This is a genomic window from Rhodococcus sp. Eu-32, from assembly GCF_003336925.1.
In the GTDB taxonomy this organism is placed as follows: Bacteria; Actinomycetota; Actinomycetes; order Mycobacteriales; family Mycobacteriaceae; genus Rhodococcoides; species Rhodococcoides kyotonensis_B.
In genome coordinates this window covers 153,750-170,329 of sequence record NZ_QGNK01000007.1, presented here as the reverse complement: position 1 = coordinate 170,329, position 16,580 = coordinate 153,750, and the positions used below count along the sequence as shown (strand labels likewise).

At 66.4% G+C, this 16,580-nt stretch carries 13 protein-coding genes; 4 read left to right on the top strand and 9 right to left on the bottom strand.

What is annotated here, in order from left to right:
* Positions 1-16: 16 nt before the first annotated feature.
* The 7 genes from DK926_RS11100 to DK926_RS11070 all read right to left on the bottom strand — a co-directional run bounded on the left by DK926_RS11100 (position 17) and on the right by DK926_RS11070 (position 8,721).
* A complete protein-coding gene (locus DK926_RS11100; protein ID WP_068426661.1) occupies positions 17-673 on the bottom strand; it encodes an acetoacetate decarboxylase family protein in 657 nt (218 codons plus the stop codon).
* Complete coding sequence (locus DK926_RS11095) at positions 661-2,361, bottom strand: GMC family oxidoreductase (RefSeq protein WP_114330442.1); 1,701 nt, start codon at positions 2,359-2,361, stop codon at positions 661-663. Before DK926_RS11095 ends, DK926_RS11100 begins: the two co-directional genes overlap by 13 nt.
* Positions 2,358-3,842, bottom strand: coding sequence for an NAD(P)/FAD-dependent oxidoreductase (locus tag DK926_RS11090; protein WP_114330441.1), 1,485 nt, complete (start codon positions 3,840-3,842; stop codon positions 2,358-2,360). The genes DK926_RS11095 and DK926_RS11090 overlap by 4 nt, the downstream gene beginning before the upstream one ends.
* 14 nt (positions 3,843-3,856) lie before the next feature.
* Complete coding sequence (locus DK926_RS11085; protein WP_114330440.1) at positions 3,857-4,435, bottom strand: TetR/AcrR family transcriptional regulator; 579 nt, start codon at positions 4,433-4,435, stop codon at positions 3,857-3,859.
* Between the two features lie 112 nt (positions 4,436-4,547).
* Complete coding sequence (locus tag DK926_RS11080; RefSeq protein WP_114330439.1) at positions 4,548-6,338, bottom strand: multicopper oxidase domain-containing protein; 1,791 nt, start codon at positions 6,336-6,338, stop codon at positions 4,548-4,550.
* A gap of 98 nt (positions 6,339-6,436) precedes the next feature.
* Entirely contained in the window at positions 6,437-7,459 is a 1,023-nt protein-coding gene (locus DK926_RS11075) for an aspartate-semialdehyde dehydrogenase (protein ID WP_068426676.1), read from the bottom strand.
* Positions 7,456-8,721, bottom strand: coding sequence for an aspartate kinase (locus tag DK926_RS11070; protein ID WP_068426679.1), 1,266 nt, complete (start codon positions 8,719-8,721; stop codon positions 7,456-7,458). The genes DK926_RS11075 and DK926_RS11070 overlap by 4 nt, the downstream gene beginning before the upstream one ends.
* A gap of 129 nt (positions 8,722-8,850) precedes the next feature.
* Here DK926_RS11070 and DK926_RS11065 point away from each other — a divergent pair, with 129 nt between their 5' ends.
* The 4 genes from DK926_RS11065 (at position 8,851) to leuA (ending at position 15,715) form a co-directional block, all read left to right on the top strand.
* Positions 8,851-10,518, top strand: coding sequence for an FUSC family protein (locus DK926_RS11065; protein WP_125833397.1), 1,668 nt, complete (start codon positions 8,851-8,853; stop codon positions 10,516-10,518).
* A gap of 203 nt (positions 10,519-10,721) precedes the next feature.
* Positions 10,722-13,346, top strand: coding sequence for a LuxR C-terminal-related transcriptional regulator (locus DK926_RS11060; RefSeq protein ID WP_114330437.1), 2,625 nt, complete (start codon positions 10,722-10,724; stop codon positions 13,344-13,346).
* Between the two features lie 149 nt (positions 13,347-13,495).
* Positions 13,496-13,729: a hypothetical protein gene (locus tag DK926_RS11055; RefSeq protein WP_068423492.1), complete on the top strand. Its 234-nt coding sequence runs from the start codon at positions 13,496-13,498 to the stop codon at positions 13,727-13,729.
* Between the two features lie 174 nt (positions 13,730-13,903).
* On the top strand, positions 13,904-15,715 hold the full coding sequence (leuA, locus tag DK926_RS11050; protein ID WP_068423641.1) for a 2-isopropylmalate synthase: 1,812 nt from the start codon (positions 13,904-13,906) through the stop codon (positions 15,713-15,715).
* Between the two features lie 77 nt (positions 15,716-15,792).
* On the opposite strand, the gene DK926_RS11045 is transcribed toward leuA, so the two are convergent.
* Positions 15,793-16,068, bottom strand: a complete 276-nt coding sequence (locus tag DK926_RS11045; protein ID WP_068423494.1) for an SHOCT domain-containing protein — start codon at positions 16,066-16,068, stop codon at positions 15,793-15,795.
* A 10-nt stretch (positions 16,069-16,078) separates the two neighbouring features.
* Positions 16,079-16,510 carry a DUF6325 family protein gene (locus DK926_RS11040; protein WP_114330436.1) on the bottom strand — a complete coding sequence of 144 codons (432 nt, stop codon included), beginning with the start codon at positions 16,508-16,510 and terminating at the stop codon, positions 16,079-16,081.
* Positions 16,511-16,580: the final 70 nt, after the last annotated feature.

The following is a 16,580-nucleotide window of genomic DNA, read 5'->3' as shown; positions in this document are numbered from 1 at the left end:
GAAAGCGGGGAGCCTGCTAGTCCTCCGGGACCGTGACCAGGCGCGATGGGCCTGTCGTCATCTTCCCCGACACGATCTGCAGGCCCAGATGCGTGCCCGACTTCAGCCACGAGCCCAGCGTCGGGCCCTGCGCGTCGACCGTCACGCGGCACAGCCGCGCCTTGCCGGTCAGTCGGGAGCCCGCGATCAGGAACTCCTCGTCGACGGGTTGCGAGAACCCGATTCCGCCCTTCATCGGGAAAGTCGGGCCGCGTCCCGACGCCGTGGTGGCCACCGACCAGTCCGGCCCCTCGGCGCGCGACTCCCCCAGCACGTCACCGTCGAAATCAGCGAGGACCTTCGGCAGTTGCCAGTGCGTTCTGCCGCCGTGCACGGAGCGATCGGAGTCGACGGCGATGAACGGCACCGCCAACCGAGGAAGCTTCCCGTGCCCACCGCCCGGGCGTCGCAGCGTCGGGCTCGCGAGGATTTCGCGGTAGGGGCCGACGGGCGAACTCGCGTAGTCCACGACCATCGCGACCGTCACCGGCAGCGACGCCTCGGGCAGCAGTTCCCGTCCCGCGGCGGTTGCGCGATGCCACCAGATCGTCGCCCGAACTTCCGCAGGCCACGGCGGCGGCGGACTGTCGGGCCAGTCGCCGTGGTCGGCTTCGGACTCGATCACGCTCCACATGACGAGCCTCCTTGCAGCAGTGGGAGTCTCAGCGCACCCGGTGCGGCAGCCGGCACGACGGGCCGCGTCGGCGCCGTCGGGGCGACCTCGCGGTACGGCGTCCCGACGGCAGGACGCGCATCCTGCTCGCCCTTGTTCGGCCACAGCCCCATCGCACGCTCGGCCTGCGCCGTGATCGTCAGCGACGGATTGACACCGAGATTCGCACTGACCGCCGACCCGTCGACGACATGGAGCCCCTCGTAGCCGTACACGCGGTGGTAGGCGTCGACGACGCCACGCTCGGCGGAATCCCCGATCGCACACCCGCCCAGGAAATGGGCCGTCATCGGGATGTTCACGATCTCGGCGATCGACCCACCCGGATCACCGTCGATCTTGTCGGCGAGCAGTCGAATTGCTTCGTGGCCCTGAGGAATCCACTGCGGCGGCGGATCTCCCGCACCCGGTCGGCTCGTCAGACGCCGACCGAACCAGCCCTTCTTCGAGCCGAGTTCGAGCGAGTTGTCGTCGGTCTGCATGACGAGTGCGATGACGGTGCGTTCTGACCATCGGCGCACCGACAGGCTACGGACTGCGGCGCCGGGATGCCGCAGCGCGACGCCGAGCGTCTTGAGAATTCGTGGCGTCTTTCCGCCGCCGTCGCTCAGGACGGTCTGGAGAAGTCCGATCGCGTTGCTGCCCTTGCCGTATCGCACCGGCTCGATGTGCGTGTGATCGTCGGGATGGAACGACGACGTGATCGCCACACCCTCGGTGTAGTCGACGTCGCGTCCGCGCGCGGTTGCAGCGAGCACAGCCTCGGAGTTGGTGCGGACGAGACTGCCGATGCGATCGGACAGACGCGGCAGCTGTCCCGTTTCCTTCATGGCCAACAAGAGCTTCTGCGTGCCGTAGGTGCCGGCCGCGAACACGACCTGGTCGGCCGTCAGCACCTTCTCCGCTCGACGCACCTTGCCGCCGGTACGACGCGTCACGACCTCGTAGCCGCCGTTCGCTGCCGGCCTGACGGCGGTGACCGTCGTCAGCGGATGCACCTCTGCCCCGGCCTGTTCGGCGAGGTAGAGATAATTCTTGACGAGCGTGTTCTTCGCGCCGACGCGGCATCCCGTCATGCACGAACCGCACTCGGTGCACCCGGTCCGCGTCGGGCCGACACCGCCGAAGAACGGATCGGGCGACGTCTTGCCCGCGTCGCCGAAGAACACACCGACCGGCGTGCTGGTGAACGTGTCGCCGACGCCCATGTCCTCGGCCACCTCTTTCATGACCTTGTCCGACCGCGTGATCGTCGGATTGGTCGTGACGCCGAGCATGCGCTTGGCCTGGTCGTAGTACGGCGCCAGTTCGCGCTGCCAGTCGGTGATGTGGCCCCACTGCGGGTCCTCGAAGAACCGTTTCGGCGGCTGGTACAGCGTGTTCGCGTAGTTCAGCGAACCGCCGCCGACGCCGGCTCCCGCCATGACCAGCACATCCGGCAGCAGGTGGATCCGCTGCACGCCGTAGCAGCCGAGGGCGGGCGCCCAGAGGTACTTCCGAAGACGCCAGCTTGTTTTCGGCAACTCGTCGTCGGCGAACCGTCGGCCCGATTCGAGAACGCCGACACGATAGCCCTTCTCGGTCGCACGCAGCGCCGCGACGCTTCCGCCGAAACCGGATCCGATGATCAGAACGTCGTAATCGCTCATACCGTCGCACCTTTCGAGGCGGGGATCGTTGTGTACTCGTCGACGTCGAACGTGCGGGTCGAGTTGCGGAAGGTGAACGTGTAGGTCGGCCACATCACCGGGTTACGGCCCTCCGAGTCGAGGTACCAGCTCGAGCACCCGCCCGCGTTCCACACGGTTCCGGACAGTGAGTCGTGAATCCACGAGTTGTACTGCGCCTGCGACTGTTTCATGACGTCGATGACCGCGATGTCGTGGCGACGCATCTGCTGCAGCGCCGACACCAGGTAGTTGGCTTGAGACTCGAGCATGTAGACGATGGAGCTGTGTCCCAGGTTGGTGTTGGGTCCGTACATGAGGAACAGGTTCGGGAACCCGTGTACGGTCGTTCCGCGGTAGGCGTTCGGGCTGCCACCCCAGACCTCGGCGAGCGTACGGCCGTCGGCGCCTCGAAGCGTGTGCGACACAGGCGGTTCGGTCGGAGTGAACCCGGTCGCGAAGATGATGGTGTCGATGTCGTACTCGTTGCCTCGCGCGTCGGTCACCGAGTTCTCCCCGATGGCGGCGAGGCCACTGTCGACGAGGTCGACGTCGTCGCGGTCCAGCGTCGACAGCCAATCGTTGGACAGCAGCATACGTTTGCAGCCGATCATGAAGTCCGGTGTCAGCGCGGCGCGTTTGACCGGGTTCTTGACCTGCCTGCGCAGATGCATCTTGGCGACGTTCGAGACCAGCGGAAGGATGCCCGGGTGGTGCGCCAGGGCACTGACGTAGGCCTCGCGATATCCGTAGATCGCGCCGCGAACCGCCTTCTGCGTTGCCGGGAAGCGTCGGTACAGCGCTTTTTCCAGCCTGCCGAGCGTACGGTCCAGACGCGGGACGACCCACGCGGGCGTGCGCTGGAACACCGTGAGACGCTGTGCGCGATCGACGATTTCGGGCACGAACTGCACCGCCGACGCCCCGGTGCCGATCACCGCGACACGGCGACCCGTCAGATCGTGCTCGTGATTCCATGTCGCCGAATGGAACATCGTGCCGGTGAACCTCTCGATGCCGGGCACGTTCGGAAATTTCGGTGTCGACAGTGCGCCCGTGGCGGCGACGAGAACCGCGGCCGTGACCGTTCCGTGCGACGTTTCCGCGATCCACCGCTGCGTGGTCGAATCCCATGTCGCCGAGAGCAGTTCACATCCCGTGACGATGCGTCGCCGCAGTCCCAGCGAGTCGACGACGCCGCGCAGGTACCGGTAGATCTCCGGCTGACGGGCGAACGTGTGGGTCCAGTCGGGGCTCGGAGCAAACGAGAACGAGTACAACGACGTCGGGACATCGCACGCGCACCCCGGATAGGTGTTGTCGCGCCACGTACCACCGACATCGTCGGCACGCTCGATGACGAGGATGTCCGCGCTCGGGTCGTCGTCGAGAATTCGTGCTGCAGCGGCGATTCCGGCGAATCCGGCACCCACGACGAGTACCTGGACCGACTCCGGCAACATTCCTTCGATTGCAGTCACTGCATCACCTTGTCTTCCCATGCCGGCAGAAGCCGGGCACGTAGAGTGGCGTCGGATTCGGGCGTTCGGAACAGAGCGGACACGGCAAGTCCGCGGGCCAACTCGACACTGAGTTCGATCGATTCCCGGCTCATACGGCTGCCCATGATCGCTGTCGCGCCGCCCATGATGGCGTCGGAGACGCGGCGTTCGAGCGGCACCATCGCCGCGTGCAGCGCCGGATCGGTTCGCGCTGCGACCCACAGTTCGAGCGCCGCGTAGAAAAGCGGGCCGGAGAACGCGTCGCTCAGCACCTCGAGGCCGCGTTCAGGATCCGGTTCGGTCGCGAGAATTTCGGCGAGTCGCTTGTCGACGAGGTGGCCGACCGCGGCGGTGACCAGCGCTTCCTTCGTCGGAAAGTGGTGCAGTTGAGCGCCGCGGGACACGCCTGCGCGTCGGGCGATCTCCTGGGTGCTGGTCTTCGCGAAGCCCAGCTCGACGAGGCAGTCGATCGCGGCGTCGAGCAGTTTGGCCTGCGTGCCTGCCGCGCGTTCCGCCTGGGTGCGCCGCGGAGGCGCTTCGGTGCTGTGGGTCACAGGAACGACGATAACGCGAAAGCAACAAACAGTCCAGACTGCTTTTTAGTGCGGCTGCGCCACCCGTGCGCGGATAGTTGGCCCAGGGTGCAACCAAGCACGCACGGGTGCGTCAGCGCACGACCCGAAAGCGCTGCATCATCTCGTGGTCCTCGTGGTCCAGCATGTGGCAGTGCCACATGTAGCCCTGCAACTCACCGTCTCCACTCGAATGGGCGCCCATGTCGTGCCCACCCGTCTCATGCCCACCCGTCGGCGCGGAAAACGTTGCGTCCGGGTCGAATCCGAGCTCGTCGGCCGTCGGGAAGCGCACCAGTATCCGCGTCACCGTGCCCGGATACGTGTTGACGGTGTCCTTCGCCCCCGCCTCCCATGCCGCGGGTGGCGCCAGCGGACCCGTCATGTATCGCTCGACGTCGGGCGCCCACCTGACGCCGACGTTCGGTCGCGGATTGTCCCGGGTGTACGCGTTCAGGTCGATCGGCGCCCTGCCCACCGTCCGGAAGTGCACCAGATGCAGATGGATCGGATGCGGCTCGACCGTCGTGTTGACGATGTTCCACTGTTCGACGGTGCCCTGAGCAGGCATTTCGATGTCCGGCGAGTCGTAGAACAGGTTGTTCAGGTTCATCATCGGCGTCTCGAGCGACAACCCGGTCGACGGTTGATTGACGGTCACCGTGCGCTGCACCGTCGGCGTCGGAGGTGGCGGCAGCAGCGCCGGTTGCCCCTTGCCGCCGCGGTACATCGTCATGACGTCACCGACGAACCCTCGGCCGGACGCCACCCTGAACTGACAGAACAGCGGCATCGGCACCGCACCCAGCGACGCGGCCTGCGCGGGCGGCGGCTCGTCGTTGCGCAGCTCGACGACCTCGCCCGGCTGCAGAGCTCCGAAATCCACGAGCACGTCGACGCGTTCCGCCGGCGCCAGTCGAACGCTGTCGGTCAGGACGGGCGCGTCGAGCAATCCGGCATCGTTTCCGATCACCCAGAACCGAAGCCTGTTGGACAGGAACAGATTCCACACCGAATACGACCCGGCATTGACGATTCGCAACCTGTACAACCCGCGCGCGACTTCCACCGTCGGCCAGATCTTTCCGTTGACGACGCCGACGTCTCCGGTGCCGCCGCCTTCCCATCTCCCCTGTGGCACAGTGACGTTGGTTCGAATGCTCATGCTCCCGTCGGGATTCATGATCTTTTCCTGCAGTATCAGAGGTATCTCGAACTCACCCGACGGCAACCCGAGCGCATTGTCCGGCCCGCCGGTGTCGTATCGGTCTCGAACGAGATGCATGCCCGCGAGACCGGCGTAGACGTTGATGCGCGTGATCGACATCGCGTGATCGTGGTACCACAATCCGGCCGCCTCGTTCAGCCCCGGAAAGCTCTGTGTCAGCGATACTCCCGGATAGACCAGCATCTCGGAGTGTCCGTCGCTGGCAGGCGGGGTGATGTTGCCGTGCAGGTGCAGCGACGTCGGCGTCATGTGTCGGTCGTGCTCGCTCATCGCGTGCAGCGACATATCCATGTCCGCGGCATGCGGATTGCCCTGCGTCGTGTTGGTGTACTGCAGCGTCCAGGGCTGCCCGTGGACACTCTCGACGGTCGGGCCCAGATAGTCGAGTCCGCCGTACCCGAAGGTCGGGGCCGGCGGCAGATCGGCATGGAAGGAGTGGGCGCTGCTGTGCGCGTCGAGTGCGAGAGTCGTCCCGCTGACGACGGGGAGCCGGGGCAGCTCGTCGGCGAAGGGCCGCAGCGGCGGGGAATGGAACAGCAGCGGGCTGTGGCCGCTGAAGATGTCCTGAGCTCCGGCACTTCGAACGGCCGGGACCAGGGCCGCGGCAGTGCCGAACGCGGCCAGGCGGAGAGCAGTTCTGCGCGAAATACCGTCCACACGCACCCCCTATGGCGACCACAATAGGCGCCTGGCGGCGCTCGTGAGCAGAAATGCGTAGCCCACTACACATTTCTGCTCACGAGCGGCGAAGCCGTCTAGACCAGCAACTCCGCGATCTGGATGGTGTTCAGAGCAGCACCCTTGCGCAGGTTGTCGCCGGAAACGAAGAGCGCGAGTCCGCGGCCCTCGGGGACACCCGGGTCCTGACGGATTCGGCCGACGAGCGACGCATCCTTGCCCGCAGCCTCGAGCGGCGTCGGAACGTCGACGAGAGAAACACCGGGCGCCGACGCCAGCAGCTCGCGCGCACGCTCGACCGACAGCGGGCTGCCGAACTCCGCGTTGATCGACAGCGAATGGCCGGTGAAGACCGGAACACGCACACACGTTCCGCTGACCAGCAGGTCGGGCAGCCCGAGGATCTTGCGCGACTCGTTGCGCAGCTTCTGGTCCTCGTCGGTCTCGCCGCTACCGTCGTCGACGAGCGATCCGGCCAACGGCAGGACGTTGAACGCGATCGGCGCGACGTACTTGTTCGGTGCCGGGAAGTCGACTGCGCTTCCGTCGTGCACCAGCTTTTCCGCGTCACCGATGACGGCACGTGCCTGCGTCGCGAGTTCCTCGACGCCTGCGAGTCCGCTACCGGAGACGGCCTGGTAGCTGGAGACGATCAGACGCTGCAGGCCTGCCTCGTCGTGCAGCACCTTGAGCACCGGCATCGCGGCCATCGTGGTGCAGTTCGGGTTGGCGATGATGCCCTTGGGCGGGTTCTTCGCGTCCTGCGGGTTCACTTCGCTGACGACGAGGGGAACCTCGGGGTCCTTGCGGAAGGCCGACGAGTTGTCGATGACGACGGCGCCTGCCTCGGCGAAGCGCGGTGCCTGCTCGCGAGACAGCGTGGCGCCCGCCGAGAACAGAGCGATGTCGATGCCGCTGAGGTCCGCGGTCGACGCGTCCTCGACGATGATCTCCTCGCCGCGGAACGGCAGCTTCTTGCCCGCCGAACGCGCTGACGCGAAGAAACGCACGGTGTCGGCCGGGAAGTTGCGCTCCTCCAACAGGGTGCGCATGACGGCACCGACCTGGCCGGTCGCGCCTACGACTGCAACTACTGTCATCGTCCTGTACCTCCGTGTACGACGGCTTCTTCCTCGGCGCCGAGATCGAATGCCTCGTGCAGTACGCGGACTGCGTCGTCGAGCTGAGTATCGCTGACCAGCACGGAGATTCGGATCTCCGACGTGCTGATGAGATCGATGTTGACGCCTGCGGCGGCGAGCGACTCGCAGAACGTCGCGGTGACGCCTGGGTGGCTCTTCATGCCTGCGCCGACGAGCGACACCTTGCCGATGTGATCGTCGTAGAGCACCTGTGCGAAGCCGATCTCGGACTGCAGCTTCGTCAGCTTCTCGACGGCCGTGGGGCCGTCGGCCTTCGGGCAGGTGAAGGTGATGTCGGTCTTGCCGGTGTCGACCTTGGAGACACCCTGCAGCACCATGTCGATGTTGATCTCGGAGTCGGCGACGGCACGGAAGATCTTGGCCGCGTAGCCCGGGGAGTCGGGGATGCCGACGACGGTGACCTTGGCTTCGCTTCGATCGTGCGCGACGCCGGTGAGAATGGCTTCTTCCACTGGAATGTCCTCCATAGATCCGGAAACGACGGTTCCGGGTTTCGTGGTGTACGACGAGCGAACGTGTACGGGAACGTTGTAACGACGCGCGTACTCGACGCAGCGCAGCATGAGCACCTTCGCTCCGCACGCAGCCATCTCCAGCATCTCCTCGAACGAGACGGTGTCGAGGTGGCGAGCGTTGGGAACGATGCGCGGATCGGCGGTGAAGATGCCGTCGACGTCGGTGTAGATCTCGCAGACGTCGGCGTTCAACGCCGCGGCCAGGGCGACGGCCGTCGTGTCCGAGCCGCCGCGTCCGAGCGTCGTGACGTCCTTGCTGTCCTGGCTGACGCCCTGGAAGCCGGCGACGAGCACGATCGATCCCTCGTCGAGCGCGTCGCGGACGCGGCCCGGGGTGACGTCGATGATCTTGGCGTTGCCGTGCACGCTGGTGGTGACGACGCCCGCCTGGGAACCGGTGAAGGATCGCGCTTCGGCGCCGAGCGAATGGATCGCCATGGCGACGAGGGCGTTGGAAATCCGCTCACCCGACGTCAGCAGCATGTCCATCTCGCGCGCCGGGGGCGCCGGGCAGACCTGTTCGGCCAGGTCGAGGAGTTCGTCGGTGGTATCACCCATGGCGGAGACGACGACTACGACGTCGTTGCCCGCCTTCTTGGTCTCGACGATTCGTTCAGCAACGCGTCGGATGCGTTCGGCGGTAGCCACCGACGATCCACCGTACTTCTGGACGATGAGAGCCACGCGTGTGTACCTCCGCTGTTATCGCTGGTTCAAGGCAGTGATCGACGAACACCTTACCGGTGGGCGTGCCGAGGGTGATGGTCGCTACCTGGGACATCCCTGTTCGCCTGGGCTCTAGCATGTGTTCGAGTGAACGGTCTGACACTGCCTCCGCGGCCCAGTGCGCGGCGCATGCTGTTCGGTCTGCCGTCGGCCGGACGCAAATGGCCGGGTGGCGTCAGGGCCGCGGTGGCCTTCGGGATTCCGGCGTCGATCGCGTGGCTTCTCGGTCACCACGACGCGGTACTTCTGGTCGTCGCCGGGAGCTTTGCGGTGATCTACGGCGAGGGCAAACCGTATCGAGCCAGGTGGCGGGTCGTGTCGACGGCGGGAGCCGCGCTGGTCACGTCGGTGTTCGTCGGCGCGTCCGCCGGAACGGTCGAGGTCGCTATGGTTCCGGTTCTCGTGCTGTCGCTCGTCGCAGCGATCGCCGTCTACGTCGTGGCTGCGCTGCGCATCGGGATCCCGGGCGCATTCTTCTTCGTCCTGGTGTGCGCGGTGTCGTCGTATCTCCCGAGCGCCCACATATCGCCGACGACGGCAGCAGCCTGGGCGGCAGCAGGCGCCGTCACCGCCGCCGTCGTCTCGATGACGGCCATGCTGTGGTCACCTCGTGCGCCCGAGCAACAGGCCGTCGCAGCGGCGGTCACCGCCGTCGACAGTTACCTGGAGGATCCGAGCGCCAGAAGAATCGCCGGCTCTCGGTTGCACACGGCCTGGAAGGCGGTCTACGACGCCGGGCTTCCCGGCCGATCGCCGCGACCCGCCCTCGTCGAGACGCTGTTCGACGCCCACCACCGATTCGCTGCGGCGCTGCGGGCGGGCAGCAGCTCCGACACGGTGTTCGAGCCCGTGAGCGACACACTTCCGCTCGACCGCCCGAGCGTCCGCTACCGCCTGGCACGGTCGCTCGACCGTCGATCTCACGCCGTCGCCACGTCGGTCCGGGTGTTCGGCGCTGCCGTCGTCGCCGGTGGATCGGCCGTCGCGCTGGGATTGCCGAGGCCGGACTGGGCGGTACTCGGCGCTGTTCTCGTTCTGCAACAAGGTCCGGACAGGATCCACGGCAGCTACCGCGGTCTCCTGCGGCTGGGTGGCACCGTGCTCGGCGTCGCGGTGTTCGCCGGGCTGCAACTCGCGCCGGTTCACGGCGCCGGGGTCATCCTGGTCGTGATGGCACTGCAGTTCTTCATCGAGGTGTCGGTGCCTCGCAACTACGGCCTCGCCGTCGTGTTCATCACGCCGCTCGCACTGACGATCGGCACGCTGTCGCACCCGGACTTCTCGACAGGTGCCGTCGTCGCGGACCGAATCGTCGAGACGTTCCTGGGCGTCGCCGTCGCGTTCGCTGCGCTGTGGGGAGCGCAGAGACATGCTTTCCGACGCGCACTCGGGTGGTCCGACGGGCGGGTGCTCGAACTGTCCCGTCGTCTCACGCAGTGCCTGTCGACGTCGCGTCCGTCGGATCCGGTGTGCATGGAACTTCGCCGCGATCTGCAGTTCGAATTGATCAACTCGGCGCTCGCGGGGGCGGAAGCCGCGCACAACGACCGTCGCTGGACGGAAGCGCGGTGGGGACGGCACGTCGACGTCGATCGCCTCGGGTACGAACTGCTCGCCCACTGCGCGGTAGGGTCGGAAGACGGCCCCGGCGTCGCATCGAACCAGTGGCTCACCAGAATCGACGATCTCGACTCCGCACGGAAACAGCACGAGCGGTTCGATCGAGGCCCGGAATCAGAACCCCCAGGCCGATAAGACGTACGTTTCCCGACGGCCACTCCCACCCGACGGCTCGAAACAATCGGTGCCGGAAGACCTTCTCGGTTCACCGACCCGAATCCGACTGAACGGTAATACTATTGGCGGGTCCGCCAACGAGGTACGGACCAAGCTCACCGTGTCGGGCCATCGGCACTCCATCGGCCCGCGTGCGCCATACCGTCGGGAGGGTCGATCGGATGACCGCGTTGCCTTGTGCTGTGCCGCATCTACGATGCCGGGTCCCCGCGCGTCCCGGGGCCACCATCCGTCGCGGCAGGTTGATCGAGTCACTGGACGTCGCCGTCGCGGAGCCGGGCACGGTCACGTTGCTCACGGCACCAGCGGGTTCCGGCAAGACGACGCTGCTCGTCGACTGGTTGACCGGCGCTCCCGCCGCCACGGACACGGCCGTCGCGTGGGTGTCCGTCGACGAGACGGACAATTCACTCGCGACTCTCCGATCGTGCGTGGTGTCGGCGTTGATGCAGAGCGGATCGAGTCGGGTCGCCGATGCCGTTGCGGAACTACCCGCACCGGGCGAACCCGGGTACGACGACTTCAGCGCACTGCTGTTCGCTGCGCTCGACGGCGTCGACGTCCCGGTCGTGCTCGTTCTCGACGACGCTCATCTTCTGCACGACCCCGACGTTCTCGTTGCACTGGGCAACTTCCTGCACTGGCCGCCCCGCGGACTGCGCACGGTCGTCGCGGGCCGATACGAGCCGCCGCTCGCTCTGCAGAAGCTCAGACTCGACGGACGTGTGCGCGACATCGGTTCGGTCGACATCGCCTTCACGAGAGCCGAAGCCGACACGATGTTCGCGGATGCAGGAATCCTGTTGAGCAGCAATGCTTTCGACGCAGTGATCGAACGAACGCAGGGATGGGCCGCCGGCCTCCGGATGGCCGCGATGACACTCGCCGACAGCCCCGACCCCGGTTCGACGGTCGATCGGTTCACCGGCTCGCAGCACAGCGTCGCGGACTATCTCGTCAGCGAGGTTCTCGAAGGCCTGACGCCCGCGGTCCGCCGGTTCCTCGTCGAGACATCGGTTCCCGCGTGGTTCACCGTCGATCTCGCGGAACAACTGACCGGCAGCCTCGAGGTCCGGCAGACACTGAACATGCTGTTGGCACGCAACTTCCTCATCGAGGAGACTCCGGGGCCGACACCGACCTACCGCTATCACCCCCTCATGCGCGAGTACCTGCGCGCCGAGATGTATCGATGGGGCGTCGAACAGGTCAGGAATCTCGAAACCGTTGCATCGCAATGGTTCACCGCGTCGAAACAGCCACTGCAGGCATTGGAACACAGCATGCATTCGGGCGACGGGCCGGCGGTCGTCGCGACGTTGACGACGTCCGGGCTCGATCTCGTCCTCGAAGGGCATTCCGACGTCATCCTGCGGGCACTCGATCACGGGCCAGGCGCCGTCGCGGAATCGGCGTACGGTCGATTGCTCGGTGCCGCAGCACATCTGACGGTCGGTGACACCGCGCCTGCGATGTCGACCCTCGCGGCACTGCGCGGCCAGGCCACCGACGGCCGCGTCGACGACCGTTCGGAGCTGCTGCATCGCACTCTCGAGGTGCAGGCTGCGATGCAGACCGGGAACATCCGTGCTGCACTCGACAAGCTCGAGATGCTCGACATCGGACGGGCGGACGACCCAGGCCTCGACGCCTTCACACTGGCGACCGCGGGCATCGCGCGAATGTATCTCGGGCGAACGTCCGAGGCACGAAAGCTGTTGTCCGACGCCACCGCCAACGCCCGCGCGGGACGGCTGCACCGGACTGCGCTGATGTGCATGACCGCCGCGGCCGCCGTCGAACTGCTGGGGGGCCACCTCGACGACGCGCTGCGGGGCTCCCGCGCCGCCGTCGACCATGCACGCCGTCATGGGATCGCCGACACCGAGATCGCCGACGCAGCACTGTCGCTCGCAGCCGTCGTCGCGCATCTGCGGATGGACGCCGTCACGCATTCGACGACGCTGTGGGCCACCATCGGTCTCGCGACGGAGCCTGCTGTCGCCGAGTACGGTCGCCGTGCCGCGAGTGCGCTCGGAACCCGTACCGATGCGCACGGTGTCCCGAAGGTCGGACGGGAATGGATCGAGTACGAACGGCCTGTCATCCCGGGACTCGAAGCACTACTCGTTCCGATCGTGCAGCAGAAATACTTCGCGGCGGGCGAGTTGCTGTGGGCGACGGAACTCGTCGGCGTGACGTCGAGGCGGCTCGGCCGGACCGGCGAGGTCTCTCTCCTTGCTGCCGACGTCCATCGCCGTGCGGGCCGACTCGATGCTGCCGAATCCGAGCTCGCCGCGGTCGTCGACGGCTCACGACGATGCGTCAGTCCCGTCACCCTGATCCGAGCGTTGCTCGCGGCGTCGTCGATCGCGCTCACCCGCCGTAATCCGACGAAGTCGTTCCAGCTCGCCACGCGCGCGCTCGCGCTGGCGGAGCCGGAACGGATTCTGCGCCCGTTCGCCGAGGCCGGGCAGAACGTGCGCGACGTCCTGACGCGCAACCACGGCCGGTTCGGTCGACTCGAGCCGTTCGCCGACGCGGCCCGCACCGCCATTCCGCACCGGCACCCCGACGTCAAACCCAGGTCGTCGACGACGCTCACTCCGCGCGAACTCGAACTCCTGCGGGAACTTCCGTCGTGGCGGACCGCCGAGCAGATAGCGTCGGACCACTTCGTCTCGGTCAACACCATCAAGACGCACCTGCGCGGCATCTATCGCAAGCTCGAGGTGCGGTCGCGGCGGGACGCGATCGCTGCCGCGCACGAGCTGGGTTTGCTGTAGCTCGTGCGCGCGAATGTACAGCGGGCTATACATTCGCGCGCACGTGCGGCGAAGCCGCTTATCACCATCTGCGGGTGATGACTCGACCCCCGCTACCAGGCATTCTGGGAAGCGACACTCGAAGTGCGGATCCGAGAAGGAGCGGCACCATGGCGCAGCAGGCCGACGCCTATCCAGGAGGGGTCCGTTACGAATTCGTCGTCGAAGGTTCGTTGTCCGAACGCGCGATGGCCGCGTTCCCGGACCTGGCCGTCTCCTCGATTCCGCAGCCCTACACCCGCCTGTTCGGTCCGTTGGACGACGAGACCGCCCTCCGCGGAATGTTGGCCCGATTCGACGCTCTCGGCCTCACGCTCGTCGAGCTCAGGCGACTTCCGGACTGATCTGCGAACCAACCCGACCGTCGGAGGCTTGTGTCCGGTAGTACACTCGCACTCATGCAGCGCGCGCTCCTTCTTGATCGCCGCGACGGGGTCTGATCCAGACTGGCTTCCCGTCGCGGGGTTTCATCGCGCCGGTCGATCATCAAATCAGCTTTGAACCTCGGAGATGAGACCATGTCACCAGCTGACGCATTCACGTCCGGATCGCGCACCATCACCCCGCCGTCGCGCCCCGCGCCCAGCGACCAGCCTGTGTGGAACACACAGAAGAACTCGTCGATGCCGACGTACCGTTATCGGCCGTTCGCGGAAGAGGTAGAGCCCGTCACGCTCCCCGACCGCACGTGGCCCGACAAGGTCACCGACCGTGCACCCCAGTGGTGCGCCGTCGACCTGCGTGACGGCAATCAGGCGCTGATCGACCCGATGAGCCCGGCGCGCAAGCGTCGCATGTTCGATCTGCTCGTCCGCATGGGCTACAAGCAGATCGAGGTCGGGTTTCCGTCCGCCAGCCAGACCGACTTCGATTTCGTCCGCGAGATCATCGAAGACGGGGCCATTCCCGACGACGTGACCATCCAGGTCCTGACGCAGTGCCGCCCCGAGCTGATCGAGCGCACCTACCTGGCCTGCGAGGGCGCACGTAACGTCATCGTGCACTTCTACAACTCGACGTCGATCCTGCAGCGTCGCGTCGTGTTCAAGGCCGACCGCGACGTCATCAAGAAGATCGCGACCGACGGCGCACGCAAGTGCCTCGAGGTCGCCGCGAACTACCCCGACACCGATTGGCGCTACGAGTACTCGCCCGAGTCGTACACCGGCACCGAGCTCGCGTACGCCAAGGAGGTGTGCGACGCCGTCGTCGACATCATCGATCCGACGCCCGAGAAGCCGATCATCCTCAACCTGCCCGCCACGGTCGAGATGGCGACGCCGAACGTCTACGCGGACTCCATCGAGTGGATGAGCCGCAATCTGAACCGTCGCGACAGCATCATTCTGTCGCTGCACCCGCACAACGACCGCGGAACCGGTGTCGCCGCAGCCGAACTCGGCTACCAGGCAGGCGCCGACCGTATCGAGGGATGCCTGTTCGGCAACGGCGAGCGCACCGGCAACGTATGCCTGGTGACTCTGGGCCTGAACATGTTCACGCGCGGTATCGACCCGCAGATCGACTTCTCCAACATCGACGAGATCCGCCGCACCGTCGAATACTGCAACCAGCTGCCGGTGCACGAGCGGCACCCCTACGGCGGCGACCTGGTCTACACCGCGTTCTCCGGCAGCCACCAGGACGCCGTCAACAAAGGCCTCGACGCGATGAAAGTTGCTGCGGACGAGCAGGATTCGGACGTCGACGACATTCTGTGGCAGGTTCCGTACCTGCCGATCGACCCGAAGGACGTCGGACGCACGTACGAAGCCGTCATCCGCGTCAACTCGCAGTCGGGCAAGGGCGGCGTCGCCTACATCATGAAGTCCGATCACGGTCTCGCGCTGCCGCGTCGACTGCAGATCGAGTTCTCGCAGGCCGTTCAGCGCATCACCGACGGTGAGGGTGGCGAGGTGTCGCCGAAGGAGATGTGGGACGTCTTCGCCGACGAGTACCTGAGCCCGATCCGACCGCTCGAGCGCATCAAGCAGAAGGTCATCGCCGCCGAAACCGACGGTGGCACAGACCAGATCGTCGCAACGGTGAAGATCGACGGCGTCGAACAGGACATCAACGGCCACGGCAACGGACCGCTCGCTGCCTTCGTCGACGCCCTCTCCACCGTCGGCTACGACATCGGCGTCCTCGACTACTCCGAGCACGCCATGTCGGCGGGCGACGACGCCCAGGCCGCCGCGTACGTCGAAGCCTCGGTCACCGGACCCGACGGCGATGCCGTCACCGTCTGGGGCGTCGGCATCGCGACCTCCATCACGACGGCGTCCCTGCGCGCAGTCGTCTCGGCGGTCAATCGCGCGTTGAAGTAAGCACCACCGGAGGGGCCCTGTATCCGCCGAAATCGGCTGATACAGGGCCCTTCCGATCTCACCGCCCCCGGGGTGCTCTAGGTGCCGAGCAGCGAGGCTTTCGCCTTCGCGAATTCGGCGTCGTCGAGAATTCCTTGGTCGCGCAGGTCCGCGAGTTTCTGGATCTTGCCGACGAGGTCGTCTCCCGTATCGGGTGAGGGAGCCTGTCGGGGCGGCTGCTGCGGCTGCTCGCGCTCCTGCCTGCGGCGGTTCATCATGTTGTTGGTCGCGTTGGCGGTTCCCGCGACCACCGCCGTGCGCGCCACCGTTCCGAGGAGTCCCGGCCTGCCCACGCGGCCGCGTCCGAACACCATCGTCTGCCTCCTACACCAGTGCTGCCGCGAGCGCGACTTCGACTGTTTCCCTGGGGATCTGGACGTGAAGCGCCACATCTCCTCCGGCTTCGCGCGACGCATGCGACAGCGTGCGCGCCCATGTCTGCTCGTAGACGAGTATCGCCGCCGACGTGCCCGGCTCGAGTGTGTCCCGTACGACGTCGAGGTCCTCGTCGCTGATCAGAGCTTTCGCCTCGAGCGAGAGAATTTCGAGACCGACGTCGTCGAGCGCCTCGTCGACATCGACCTGCCGCAGTGATCCGTCGAGGCTGCGGCCGATGAACACGAGATCGAGCAGCGTGATCACACGCTGTTCGACGACCTGCGCCAGCGCGGCGACAACGGCGGGATCGGCTCGATCGCCGGGAAACGTCACCACGAGAACGCCCACTGGACCCACGTCGAACGTCGTCTCGTTCATTGTCACGATGCTTCTCCGCGCCCTGCGCCTGCGCATCATCCGGCGCGGGTGAATTCACCTGTTTCGGATG